The organism is Pseudomonas sp. P8_241 (assembly GCF_034008315.1).
In the GTDB taxonomy this organism is placed as follows: domain Bacteria; phylum Pseudomonadota; class Gammaproteobacteria; order Pseudomonadales; family Pseudomonadaceae; genus Aquipseudomonas.
Genome location: NZ_CP125377.1, coordinates 4,599,131 through 4,612,314 on the forward strand (window position 1 = coordinate 4,599,131; position 13,184 = coordinate 4,612,314).

Here is a 13,184-nt window from a genome sequence, read left to right on the forward strand (position 1 = left end):
ATGGCAATCCAAAACATCAGCTTCGATCCCCAGGCATTTCGTGCCGCGCTCGGCACGTTCACCACCGGGGTCACGATCATCACCACCCAAACCGAAGACGGCTCGCCCGTGGGCATCACCGCCAATAGCTTCAACTCGGTTTCACTCAACCCGCCGCTGGTGCTCTGGAGCCTGTCCAAGCAAGCGCGCAGCCTGCCGGTGTTCAGCAACGGCAAGCATTGGAACGTGCACGTACTGTCCACGGAGCAAGAGACCCTGTCGGGACGTTTCGCCACCCAGGGCGAGGACAAGTTCGCCGAGATCGAACTGGATCATGGCGTCAGCGAGGCACCGCTGCTGCAGGATTGCACGGCACGCTTCCAGTGCCGCACGGCCTTCCAGTACGAAGGCGGCGACCACGTGATCTTTGTCGGCGAGGTACTCGCCTTCGATCACAGCGACCGGGCGCCACTGGCGTTCCAGAGTGGCCAATACGCCCTGGCCACGCGCAAGCCACGCAGCGAGTTGCGCCTGGCGACCACACCGCCACCACCGGAATGCAGCTACACCGAGGACTTGCTCGGTTACCTGTTGGGACGCGCGCATTACCAGGTACTCAACGCCTTGCGCCACTTGCTGAACAGTCAGCAGTTGGACGAACAGACATTTTTTGTTCTGTCGATTTTGTGTATCCGCGACAACCTGACCCTCGAGGAAATCAACACCTTCGTAAATTACACCGGCCGCGAAGTCACGCTGGCGAGCATGCGTTTTCTCGAACGCCAGCGTCTTGTCGCATTCGAGGGACCGGCAGATTCGCTGCGGTTTGTCCTCACAGCCCAGGGTCGCGAAGTTTCACTGCACCAACTGGCGCTGGCCAAGGCCGTGGAAGAAGACCTCTCCGTCAAGCTCGGCGCCGCCGACGCCCAGGCCTTGAAGGTCTTGCTCAAGCGCCTGATTGTCGTCAGTGACCCGGGCTTGCCTGATCTGTGGGCACCGCGGTGACCGCCCGCGCAGGTTTATTGTCACCGGTCAGCGTCGGCTGGGGCAGCCATGGTTTGTTAATGCTGCTGGCCATGGTGTTTGCCGACAACTTCGTCGGGCGACAAATACTCGCGGTCATGGTCGAACCGATCAAAGCCGAATTCGCGGTCGGCGACACCGCCATAGGCCTGATCTCGGGCCTGGCGTTCGCCGCAGTCTATGCGTTGATGGGCCTGCCGGCGGGACGACTGGTGGACCGCATGCCGCGAATTCGTCTGCTGGCAATGTCTTGCCTGTTGTGGGCTGTGGCGACCATGGCTTGCGGGTTGGCCGGCAGCTTTCTGGCACTGGCCATTGCGCGAATGCTGGTGGCCGTCAGCGAATCGCCGACGACGTCGGCCTCGCTGTCGTTGATCGCTGACCTGTATCCACCCCAACGCCGCTCATTTGCCATCAGTTGTTTTACCGCGGCACCGACCTTTTCTTCGATCATCGGTTTGAGTATCGGCGCCTGGGTGGTGGAACACTATGGCTGGCGTACTGCGTTCGTTGCCCTTGGCGTGCCGGCCCTGGTGTTCAGCGCCATCCTGGCGTTCGCCGTGCGTGACCCGCAGCGCGGCCGCTGGGACCTCACGCCACAGCCCCACACGCAACCCGCGCTGCTCGGCATGTACGCCGAAGCACGCAAACTCTGGGCTCTGCCGGCCTACCGATGCCTGATCCTCGCCGGTGGCCTGACCACGCTCAGCGCCTACGCCATTGGCATGTGGAACACCAGTTTTCTGGTGCGCTCCCACGGCTTGTCACTGCAACACGCCGGACTGCTTGCGGGGGTAATCTGCGGTATTTCGGCCGGGATCGGAGGCCTGTTCAGTGGCTGGTTGAGCGACCGGCTGTGCCGCCGCCATCCACACTGGCAAATTTCGATTCCGGTGCTGGGCCACCTGGCAGCAATCAGCGCGCTGATCCCCTACCTGCTCTGGTCCGATTCCCTGCTGGTGCGCCTGGGCGATGTACCGATTCCACGCGCCATGCTCTGGTGCGCGCTCTATTCGTTTTTTTCCGTCTGGTGGGTCGCCCCGTCCTACAACCTCGTCACCCAATTGGTACCAGCCGGTCGACGCGGGACCGCCATGGCGTTGCAAACCATCGTCAGCACGCTGCTCGGGGTCGGTGTCGGGCCACTGATAACCGGCTTGTTCAGCGATATGTTGCTTCCCGTGTTCGGCCGTGAGTCTCTGCGCTATGCACTGCTGTTGGTCAATTTGCCGGTGGTTTGCGCGGTGTTGTTGCTGATCCGCACTGCCCACCATGCGTCCAGAACGGATTATCGCCACTCGGAATAACTCATGCTGATCAAATCGCAACACAGCGCCCGCGATCGAGTGCTTGACGCGGCCATTGAGCTCTTTGCCACACAGGGTTTCCAGTCGATCGGCTTGCGCGACCTGGCGAGTTACGTGGGGCTGCACGCCGGATCGCTGTACCATCACATCGAAAGCAAACAATCCTTGTTGTTCGAACTGATTGAGTCCGCCTTGTCGGACTTGTTGCTGGACACTACGCGTCGAATGAAAGGAGCACGAAGCCCCCAAAAGCGTCTGCTGCTGTTTATTCAGGCCTTCGCTGCCTTCAGCTGCAACGAAAAACACAGGTTGACGCTGATTACCCGGGAGTTCTTCAATCTCAATCAAGAACAAAAGCAGCAGATCCTCCAGCTCAAAGACAGATACTCGTCTGCTCTTTGCACCATCATTCGCGATGTAGGCGGCGCAGAAGGCAAACATTCGGCAGCCCCCTGCCCGACCACGAATGCGCTCATTGTCCTTCTGTTCGGCCAGTCACAATGGTACGGCACTGAAACAACCGAAGTGCGACTGACAGAAACACTCACAGCGCTTGCTTCCAGCATTATTGCCAGCAGCAGGAAGACTGAAGTCACTACAATGCTGCATGCTGGCCTTCCCTGCTCCAGAGCAAGGTAAAAACCCTCAAACGTGGGAGAATCCTATCCATACCCCATGGTTTTGCCGTAGGCTCGATACCGATCCGAAGGCAAAACATGAAATCTCGCACACGGCTGTCAATTGTTTCCCAATGCGCAAACTTCTGTACCTGACATTCTCCATGGCGTTGCTCGCCACTGTGACGACCTACGCCATGTGGGCCGCGGATCGACCGGTGGGCCACTACCTCTCGGACCTGCGGATCAGTCTCGCCGTCGATCAAGGCACACCCTCTGATCGCGGCAATCTGCTGGGCATCCAGCCCGAGCTGTTTCCCACTGACTATCAAAGCCCCGAGCGTCTGCGCCGTAAACTCGCAGCCTACTTGCACGCTGCCCGGGACCAGGGCTTGTTGAACGCCAAGACCATCGTGGTGCTGCCGGAACATGTCGGCACCTGGCTGATGGTCAGCGGGGAGAAGGATGAGTTGTACCAGGCCTCTTCCCTGAAAGAGGCCATGAACTGGCTGGCGGTGAGTAATCCGCTGAAATTCGTTCGCGCCTTGATCACGGCGGACGGCGGCAATCGTCTGGATGACGCCCACTTGCGCATGAAAGCCAAGGGCATGGCCAGAGATTACCAGGCACTGTTCGGCGGACTGGCCAAAGAATTCCACGTGACCCTGGTGGCGGGCTCCATCGTGCTGCCCGAACCCGGCATTATCGACGGCACGCTGAAAATCGGGCGCGGAGCACTGTACAACAGCAGCGTGGTGTTTGACCCCGAGGGTGTGCCAATCGGTCAGCCCCAGCGCCAATTGCGGCCGTTTTTTACCGAAAACGCTACTGACCGTACCCATGACGAGCGCGCACCGAATGTCTTCGATACCCCGGCCGGTCGTCTGGGCATACTGATCGGGCGCGACAGCTGGTATGCAAAAAACTACCGCAAGCTCGACGATCAGAGCGTGCAACTGGTTGCCGTACCGGCGTTTGTCGCGGGCCGTGGCGCCTGGGATCGGCCGTGGCGAAATGAGCGCGGCGACCCCTCATCCGGGTCAATCAGCCCCATACCCGGTGATCTGAGCGAAGGGCAAGCCTGGCATCGCCTCACCCTCACCACCCAGGCACCGCAAAGTCAGGCCATTGCCGGCGTGAGTGTGTTTCTGCGCGGTCAGTTCTGGGATCAGGGCAGCGCCGGGCAAAGCTTTCTCAGTAGCAATGGGCAACAGTTCGCCGACGGCAACGCCCATGGTGCACGCTTGCTGAACCTCTGGTTGTAATCCATGAAACCGCAGCCGATGCGTCTTGGCGATCTTACCGTAGGCTTTGTTCACAGCCTGGCCGATGCTGTACGTAGCCATGGCGTGGACCCACAGCCGCTGCTTGAACAATATGGCCTGGATACGGCGCGCCTGAGCGAAGCGGGAGCGCGCCTGTCGATCCCGCGGTACATGCGCTTGGGACACGCAGCCATTCAATTGACCCACAACCCGGCACTGGGCTTGCTCATGGGTCAGCTCAGCCGCTTGAGCCAGCTAGGCCTTGCCGGGGTCACCGCCGCCCAGGCGCCTACGGTCCGAGAGGCGGCGCGATGCCTGATTCGATTCGAGGCCTTGTACGGTTCCAATTATCGCGGCCAATCCAGCTTTCACGAAGACGCTCGGGGCGCCTGGCTGCGTTTCTATTCCATCAGCCCCTATAACGCCTACAACCGTTTTGTGGTGGACTCGATCATTGCCGGCTGGCTGCAGCATTTATCCAGCATCAGCCCTGCCCCGCTAAGCGCCGAACGCATCGAAATAGAGTTCGATGAACCTGATTACCGCGCCGCCTATGAGACCTTGGGAGAGAGTCCGATCCAGTTTGGCGGCGAGCACAATCAACTGCGGCTGAGCCTGGCAAGCCTCGCCCAGCGCAATCCCGAACACTGCCCAAGTACCTGGCGGCATCTGTTGCTATTGTGCGAACGGGAACTGGAACAACTGACGCGCACCCGCAGCCTGCGTGAACGGATCATCGCGCTGCTCGGGCCTTTGCTCAGTGGCGGCCGGGAACCCGACCTGGAAGAAGTGGCGGCACGCCTGAAGCTGCCCACCTGGACCTTGCGCCGCAAACTGGCCGAGGAAGGCACGCAGTTTCGTGCGATTCTCAACGACACCCGTCGCGATCTGGCCATGACGTACATACGCGACACCGAACTGGCGTTCGGAGAAATCGCCTACCTGCTGGGCTTTGCGTCAGCCGAAGCGTTTCAACGTGCATTCAAACGCTGGAACGGCCAGACGCCCGGCGAGTTTCGCCGCAGTCATCGCCAATCCGCCTGACGCTTACAGCTCAGTCGCGTCTTCCGCTGGCTCCAGCGGGTCCAATTCAAACGCCTGATACTCGAGCAGCTCTTCTTGATAATCGTCCATTCCTGAATCCCCCACCGCGTATTGAAAACGTCTGAATAAATGACCAGCCCCTCAAGCATAAAGTGCCCGCGTGAAAGAAAAATGACGCGGACACGACACTCTGTTGCTACTGAATAAAACGTAGCAGCTGGTTCGGAATTTATCATTGGTTTTTTCGTAGCAAGCCTCAGAACAGTGGCCTGGTTTGATGCGGATCAATCTTTGAGGCTATCACCGGATCAGTCGTCTGAACCGATCCGGCGACTTCTTACTCATTGACCAGAGGCAGGTATCGCCGGGATGGGTTCACTCGGCGGCGGCAAATCAGTCGGATTCGAAGGTGGCGTGATGGTTTCGGTGGAGGGTGCAGGTTCGACGCTTTCGATCGGCGTTATCGGCGCCGCTTCCACAGGCGGGGCAAATGGTTCGGAAGCCGCAGGCGTCGCTTCGAGGGGCGCGGGTGCGACCGGAGCCGGCTCTGCAACAGGTTCCGTTGCCGGTGCGGGGGCCGGTGCGGGTGCAGGTGCCAGCGGTGCCGGGGTTGCCTTGGCCTCAGGCATGCCCAAGGGATCGGTTTTCGGTTTTTCGGTGATGTGCGCGGCCTTCTTCGCTTCCGGCGGCAGGAACAACTCGACCAACGCGAAGAAACGCTCGTAGAACTTGGCAGAGGATACGGTTTCGCTGGCGACCTTGACCATCGAGTCGTCCGACGAACCGATTGGCATCGACACCGAACCCAGCACACCCACGCCCAGGCTCGCGGAGTTGTTGGTCTTCTTCAGCGCATAACGATCCTGCAAGGCGTTGGCGAACATGGTGGCGTGATGCCCTTTGCTGCCGTCATCCGTGCAGACCACACTGAAGCTGATCTCCATGTGATTCTCGCCGGTCTGCTGGAAACTCTTGTGCCCACTGATCACCTTCGGATCGTTGCTGGTGATGATGTAACCCTGACTGAGCAAAGCGCGACGGGCGGCTTCGCAGCTCTGCACATCGGTCACCGGATAGTTGCGGGAAAACGTTCCGGAATCGTCAAAGTTCTCATGCTCATAGATGGCGGCCTTGTCCGAGGAACAACCGGCCACTGCGGCCAGCATCGCCACCAGCCCGGCAACACGCATCGGAAATGATTTAAACATTGAACATCCTGAGGAAAACGGTTCGGGGCGTATTGTGCAACAGATCGATGCTTAGCGGAGCATCGATTGTGTCTTAAAGAAGTTACAGCTGGGTTGACCGCATTTTCAAGGAAAAGTCCCCCGGGTAAATGACACACGGCCAAACAAAAGACCCCGGCCATTGGGCCGGGGTCTTTTGTGCAACGTAAAACTCAGTCAGGCATCAGAACCGCTTGATGTCCGCCTCGCTCTCGAGTTGCTTGCGATAGGCCGCGAAGTCTTGCTGGCCGATGCGAGAAGCGAGGTAGCGACGATACTGCGCCTTCTCTTCCTCGGTCGGCGTTGCCGCTTCGTTCACGCCGTTGAGGCGAACGATCATCAAACTACCGTCGGCCAGCGTTACGCTGGTGAAGGTCGGCTTGTCCTTGGCGGCAGGCTTCGGCATACGGAACAGCGCTTGCAACACAGCAGGGTCAACCCCTTCCTGAGCGCGGGTCGCCGCTTCCGTGACTTTCCAGTTCTGGCCGTCGATCGCCTGGTTCAGCGGCGTCTTGCCATCACGCAGGCTGGCAATCAACTCATCAGCCTTGGTCTTGGCAGCAGCACTCGCGTGCTCCTTGGTCAACTGGGTGCGGATGGCGCCAGCAACGTTTTCCAGCGGCAGTTGCGAAGGCTTCAAGTGCTCCTTTGCACGCAGCACGATCACGGTTTCCGGATCGAGCTCGATAGCGGTGCTGTTGGCGCCCTCATCCAGTACTTCCTGGCTGAAAGCTGCGGTGATCACAGCACGGTTGGCCGCAATGCCTTCGCCGCCTTCACGACCGAACGGCGCGGAAGTGTGCACGGTCAGCTTCAGGTCCTGTGCAGGCTGAGCCAGGTCTGACGCTTCAAAGGAGGCGTCCTCCAGCTGCTTGCTCGCCTCAACGAAACGCTGCTCGACCTGCTGGGTTTTCAGCGCTCGTGTCAGCTTGTCTTTCAGGCTGGCAAACGTAGGCACTTCAGGCGCTTCTACGCCCAACAGCTTGATCAGGTGGAAACCATAGTCGGTGCGAACCGGCCCGGACACCTGATCCTTGGTCAGCGAGTACAAGGCTTTTTCAAAGGCCGGATCGTAGACGCCAGGACCGGCATAACCCAGGTCACCGCCATTGTTGGCAGAACCGGGATCCTGGGAGAATTCCTTGGCCAGCGCCTCGAACTTCTCACCCTTGGCCAGTCGCGCCTGGATATCTTCGATCTTGGCCTTGGCTTGTGCCTCGGTCGTCTTGTCGTTCACTTCGATCAGGATGTGCGCAGCCTGACGTTGTTCGGACAGGTTTGCGATTTCTTTCTGATAAGCCGCTTGAAGGTCTTCGTCGCTGACGCTGACCTGATCAAAGAAGGATGCCTTCTTCAATTCGAGGTAATCGATGACAACCTGGTCCTGCGTCATGAATTCCTTGGCGTGCTCGTCGTAGTACGCCTTGACCTCATCGTCGGTCAGCTTCACAGCCGCCGGGTCAGCCTTGATGTTCAGGGAGGCGAAGTCGCGAGTCTGTTTTTCCAGACGGGCGAAAGCCAGCACCTGTGCATCGGTCACGAAACCGCTGCCGGCCAGGCCTGCACGCAGCTGGCCGATCAGCATTTCCTGAGCCAGCATCTGGCGGAATTGCATGCGACTGTAGCCAAGTTGACGAATCACCTGGTCGAAACGCTCGGGGCTGAACTTGCCATCCACCTGAAACTCAGGGGTTTGCAGGATGACCTGATCCAGAGCCGCTTCGGAAAAAGCGAATTTCGAGTTTTCTGCGCCTTGCAGCAGCAGTTTGCGATCGATCAGGCCCTTGAGGGCCGATTCGCGCAGCATTTTTTCATCCAGCAAGGAAGCGTCGAAATCCTTGCCCAGCTGTTGCATGAGCTGACGGCGTTGCATATCGACCGCCTGGCTCAGCTCGTTCTGGCTGATTTCTTCACCATTGACCTTCGCCGCGTCATTCTTGCTCGTCGTGGCCTGAAAAATGGCATCGAAACCGGTCAAAGCCATCAAAGCAACGATGACCCCGATAATGGTCTTGGCAATCCAGCCTTGTGAATTGTCCCTGATATTCTGCAGCATGCGTCCCCCAGAAACGGTTGAACTTCAAAATTAGGCAACCGTGGAGCGTGGGTAGAATCCGGATAGAAGAAAGGCGCATCCGAGGATGCGCCTTCTCGTAACTGGCGGAGCGGATCGAGGGCTTGAACTCATGACCCTCGGCATCTATAACCGGCGACTTGCCGTGTGGACTGCCGCTCCGCTGCCAAGTCAGGCATGACCCCGACCCGGATGGGTAAAAACCTGAATCGAACTTAGTTGACAGCTTCTTTCAGTGCTTTACCGGCTTTGAAACCTGGTTTTTTGGCGGCTGCAATTTCCAGTGTCTTACCGGTCTGTGGGTTACGACCGATGCGAGCTGGACGATCAGTCACGGAGAAAGTACCGAAACCAACCAGAACAACAGAGTCGCCAGCCTTGAGAGCGCCAGTGACGGATTCGATTACCGCATCCAGCGCACGGCCGGCAGCAGCTTTCGGGATATCAGCGGATGCAGCGATAGCATCAATCAGTTCCGACTTGTTCACTCTAAGTCCCCTTATATCTATTTTGAGTATGATTCTAAGTTTTTTGGTGAAAGCATAAACGAGTGCTGAATGGCCTACAGACACTTATGAGCCGCTTTATAACAAGGGCTCTAAAAAACTGTCAAGGAAGCCCCCCAGGCAAATACGTACTAATGCGTGCTAATTCTTTCCTTAGAATCTGCGTCGCGTTTCTCATCCTTTGCGACTATCTCCGGAGCCACGTCCGGCAAGGGCTCCGGCGCGTATTGCAACGCAATTTGCAGGACCTCGTCAATCCATTTAACCGGTTTAATCTGTAGATCCTGCTTGATATTGTCCGGAATCTCTTTGAGATCACGCACGTTCTCTTCAGGAATGATCACAGTCTTGATTCCGCCACGGTGAGCGGCCAGCAGTTTTTCCTTCAAACCGCCAATCGCCAGTACCTGACCACGCAGGGTGATTTCACCTGTCATGGCGACATCGGCGCGAACCGGAATGCCGGTCAATGCCGACACCAGGGCCGTGCACATGCCCACACCGGCACTAGGGCCGTCCTTCGGGGTCGCCCCTTCCGGCATGTGGATATGGGTGTCGCGCTTCTCGTGGAAGTCCAGGGGGATCCCCAGGCTCTTCGCCCGGCTGCGCACAACGGTCAAGGCGGCAGTGATCGACTCGACCATCACGTCACCCAGGGAACCGGTCTTGATCAACTGGCCCTTGCCGGGAACGACTGCGGCTTCGATGGTCAGCAGTTCGCCACCCACTTGCGTCCATGCCAGGCCGGTCACTTGACCGATCTGATCCTGTTGCTCAGCCAGCCCGTAGCGGAATTTACGCACGCCCAGGAAGTGTTCCAGCATGTCGGCCGTGACCTTCACCGAGAAGCGTTTTTCCAGCGCGTGCTCTTTGACGGTTTTGCGGCAAACCTTGGCAATCTGACGCTCCAGCCCCCGTACACCGGCTTCACGGGTGTAGTAGCGGATGATGTCGCGGATCGCGTCGGCGTCGAATTCCAACTCGCCTTTCTTCAAGCCGTTGGCAGTGATCTGCTTGGGCGAAAGGTATTTGACGGCGATGTTGATCTTCTCGTCTTCGGTGTAACCGGGCAGACGAATCACTTCCATCCGGTCCAGCAGCGCCGGCGGAATATTCATGGAGTTCGAGGTGCAAAGGAACATCACATCGGACAGGTCGTAATCGACTTCCAGATAGTGATCGTTGAAGTTGTGGTTCTGCTCCGGATCAAGCACTTCCAGCAACGCCGACGCCGGATCGCCACGCATGTCGCTGCCCATCTTGTCGATTTCATCGAGCAGGAACAGCGGGTTGCGGACGCCCACCTTTGTCATCTTTTGAATCAATCTTCCTGGCATCGAACCGATGTAAGTACGGCGATGACCACGGATTTCAGCTTCATCACGCACACCGCCGAGGGCCATGCGCACGAATTTGCGGTTGGTGGCGTGGGCAATCGATTCCGCCAGAGAGGTTTTACCCACCCCCGGAGGACCGACCAGGCACAACACCGGACCACGAATCTTCTTCACACGTTTTTGCACGGCGAGGTATTCGAGGATGCGTTCTTTGACCTCTTCCAGACCATAGTGGTCGGCGTCGAGGATGTCCTCTGCGCGCGCCAGATCCAGACGTACTTTGCTCTGAGCCTTCCACGGCACCTGAACCAGCCAGTCGATGTACGAGCGCACCACAGTGGCTTCTGCAGACATTGGCGACATTTGCTTGAGCTTGTTCAGCTCGGCCGTTGCCTTGGCCAGTGCGTCTTTGGGCAGGCCGGCGGCATCGATACGCTTTTTCAGCTCTTCGACTTCGTTGTGGCCTTCCTCGCTGTCGCCGAGTTCTTTCTGAATAGCCTTCATCTGCTCGTTCAGGTAGTACTCGCGCTGACTGCGCTCCATTTGCTTTTTGACGCGACCGCGAATGCGTTTTTCGACTTGTAGCAGGTCGATCTCGGCATCCAGCAACGCCAGAACGTGCTCGACACGGGCCGACAGGTCGATAATTTCGAGGATTTCCTGCTTCTGCTCGATTTTCAGGGCCATGTGAGCGGCCATCGTGTCCACCAGGCGGCCTGGTTCGTCGATGCTGTTGAGCGACGACAGGACTTCAGCCGGGACTTTCTTGCCCAGTTGCACATATTGTTCGAATTGAGACAGCAGGCTGCGAACGAACACTTCCGACTCGCGTTCAGGCGCGTCTACTTCGTCGATCAGGGAGACTTCGGCACGGCAGTGGCCATCCACTTCGATGAAACGCTCTACCGCGCCACGCTGCTCACCCTCGACCAGAACCTTGACCGTACCGTCAGGCAGCTTCAGCAGCTGCAGAACGGTGGCAATTGTACCGACGCGATAAAGGGCGTCTTCACCGGGATCATCATCAGCCGGGTTTCTCTGGGCCAGCAGAAGAATCTGCTTGTCGCCCGTCATCGCAGCCTCGAGGGCTTCGATGGATTTCTCGCGCCCCACGAACAGCGGGATAACCATGTGCGGATAAACCACGACATCACGCAATGGCAGGAGAGGCAATTCGATGGTTGTCTTCATGATTTCGCCTCTACGGCGGCCATAAGGCCGTAAACAGATGGAAGTAAGCTTGAAACCAAGATGGGGGCTGCTTTGGAAAAAAACAAGCTGATAAAAATACCAGTTAAAAGATTGCTGCCTGCGATGGCCGGGACACGACCAAAAATGGGGTGGCCTTCATCGCCAAGGTGACGCTTGCGAGCAGCAACGGTGCAGCGCCCACAATAGCAAAGGGGCCCGAAGGCCCCTTCTTTATTTCAGCTGCGTGACGCTTAAGCGTCTGGCGCGGCCTTGGCAGTCGGCTCACTGTTTTCGTAGATATACAGTGGCTTGGATTTGCCTTCAATCACGCTTTCATCGATCACTACTTTACTCACCTCGGACTGCGAGGGGATCTCGTACATAGTGTCGAGCAATACGCCTTCGAGGATCGAACGCAGGCCACGGGCACCGGTTTTACGTTCCAGGGCACGCTTGGCGACCGATTTGAGGGCGTCGGAACGGAATTCCAGATCAACGCCTTCCATCTCGAACAGCTTGGCATACTGCTTGGTCAGGGCATTCTTCGGCTCGGTGAGAATCTGCATCAGCGCAGCCTCGTCAAGCTCGTCCAGCGTTGCAAGAACTGGCAGACGACCAACGAATTCCGGGATCAGACCGAACTTGACCAGATCGTCAGGCTCGACTTCACGCAGGGATTCACCGACTTTCTTGCCTTCTTCCTTGCTGCGCACTTCTGCGTTGAAACCGATGCCGCCCTTGGTGGAACGGTTTTGAATAACCTTTTCCAGACCGGAGAACGCACCACCGCAGATGAACAGGATGTTACGGGTGTCGACCTGCAGGAATTCCTGCTGCGGATGCTTGCGACCACCTTGAGGCGGAACGGAAGCGACCGTGCCTTCGATCAACTTGAGCAAGGCCTGCTGCACGCCTTCACCGGAAACGTCCCGGGTGATCGACGGGTTGTCGGACTTGCGGGAAATCTTGTCGATTTCGTCGATGTAGACAATACCCATCTGGGCTTTCTCTACGTCGTAATCGCACTTCTGCAGCAGTTTCTGAATGATGTTCTCGACATCTTCACCCACGTAACCCGCCTCGGTGAGGGTGGTTGCGTCGGCAATGGTGAACGGAACGTTCAGCAAGCGTGCCAGGGTTTCGGCAAGCAGGGTCTTACCCGAGCCTGTCGGGCCGATCAGCAAGATGTTGCTTTTGCCGAGTTCGACGTCGTCATTCTTTTTGTCACGCTGGTTCAGACGCTTGTAGTGGTTGTACACCGCTACGGCCAGAACCTTTTTCGCACGCTCCTGACCAATCACGTATTGATCAAGGATGCCGCTGATTTCTTTGGGCGAAGGCAATTTATGCGCGCTGCTTTCGGCCTGGGCTTCCTGCACCTCCTCGCGGATGATGTCATTGCACAGGTCGACGCACTCGTCGCAGATAAAGACCGAGGGGCCGGCAATCAATTTGCGCACTTCATGCTGGCTTTTGCCACAGAAGGAGCAATAGAGCAGCTTGCCGTTGTCCTCGCCGTTGCGGGTGTCAGTCATTCGTTCGATCCAAATCCGATAGGCTTGCAACACAAGATGAAGGCTATTGCGGGCTTTTTCAAGCCCGCTGGTGATCGGAC

10 protein-coding genes are annotated in these 13,184 nt (G+C 57.9%); 5 read left to right on the forward strand and 5 right to left on the reverse strand.

Going from position 1 to position 13,184, the window contains the following annotated elements; all coding sequences use genetic code 11:
- The 5 genes from QMK58_RS20630 (at position 1) to QMK58_RS20650 (ending at position 5,235) form a co-directional block, all read left to right on the forward strand.
- Positions 1-984 (forward strand): flavin reductase family protein, encoded by a 984-nt coding sequence (locus tag QMK58_RS20630; RefSeq protein ID WP_053161525.1) that lies wholly within the window; start codon positions 1-3, stop codon positions 982-984.
- A gap of 17 nt (positions 985-1,001) precedes the next feature.
- Entirely contained in the window at positions 1,002-2,309 is a 1,308-nt protein-coding gene (locus QMK58_RS20635; protein ID WP_053161656.1) for a spinster family MFS transporter, read from the forward strand.
- Between the two features lie 3 nt (positions 2,310-2,312).
- A complete protein-coding gene (locus QMK58_RS20640; protein WP_053161526.1) occupies positions 2,313-2,948 on the forward strand; it encodes a TetR/AcrR family transcriptional regulator in 636 nt (211 codons plus the stop codon).
- A gap of 112 nt (positions 2,949-3,060) precedes the next feature.
- Positions 3,061-4,191 carry a nitrilase-related carbon-nitrogen hydrolase gene (locus QMK58_RS20645; RefSeq protein WP_053161527.1) on the forward strand — a complete coding sequence of 377 codons (1,131 nt, stop codon included), beginning with the start codon at positions 3,061-3,063 and terminating at the stop codon, positions 4,189-4,191.
- A 3-nt stretch (positions 4,192-4,194) separates the two neighbouring features.
- Positions 4,195-5,235, forward strand: a complete 1,041-nt coding sequence (locus QMK58_RS20650) for an AraC family transcriptional regulator (RefSeq protein ID WP_053161528.1) — start codon at positions 4,195-4,197, stop codon at positions 5,233-5,235.
- Between the two features lie 341 nt (positions 5,236-5,576).
- On the opposite strand, the gene QMK58_RS20655 is transcribed toward QMK58_RS20650, so the two are convergent.
- The 5 genes from QMK58_RS20655 to clpX form a co-directional block, all read right to left on the reverse strand.
- A complete protein-coding gene (locus tag QMK58_RS20655; protein WP_320395349.1) occupies positions 5,577-6,443 on the reverse strand; it encodes a DUF2242 domain-containing protein in 867 nt (288 codons plus the stop codon).
- A 202-nt stretch (positions 6,444-6,645) separates the two neighbouring features.
- Positions 6,646-8,517 carry a SurA N-terminal domain-containing protein gene (locus tag QMK58_RS20660; RefSeq protein ID WP_053161530.1) on the reverse strand — a complete coding sequence of 624 codons (1,872 nt, stop codon included), beginning with the start codon at positions 8,515-8,517 and terminating at the stop codon, positions 6,646-6,648.
- 233 nt (positions 8,518-8,750) lie between these two features.
- The gene (locus QMK58_RS20665) at positions 8,751-9,023 is read right to left on the reverse strand and encodes an HU family DNA-binding protein (RefSeq protein WP_002552737.1); all 273 of its coding nucleotides are present in this window, start codon (positions 9,021-9,023) and stop codon (positions 8,751-8,753) included.
- Positions 9,024-9,172: 149 nt separating this feature from the next.
- Entirely contained in the window at positions 9,173-11,569 is a 2,397-nt protein-coding gene (lon, locus tag QMK58_RS20670) for an endopeptidase La (protein WP_053161531.1), read from the reverse strand.
- A gap of 251 nt (positions 11,570-11,820) precedes the next feature.
- Positions 11,821-13,104: an ATP-dependent Clp protease ATP-binding subunit ClpX gene (gene clpX / locus QMK58_RS20675; RefSeq protein WP_007982210.1), complete on the reverse strand. Its 1,284-nt coding sequence runs from the start codon at positions 13,102-13,104 to the stop codon at positions 11,821-11,823.
- Between the last annotated feature and the right edge of the window lie 80 nt (positions 13,105-13,184).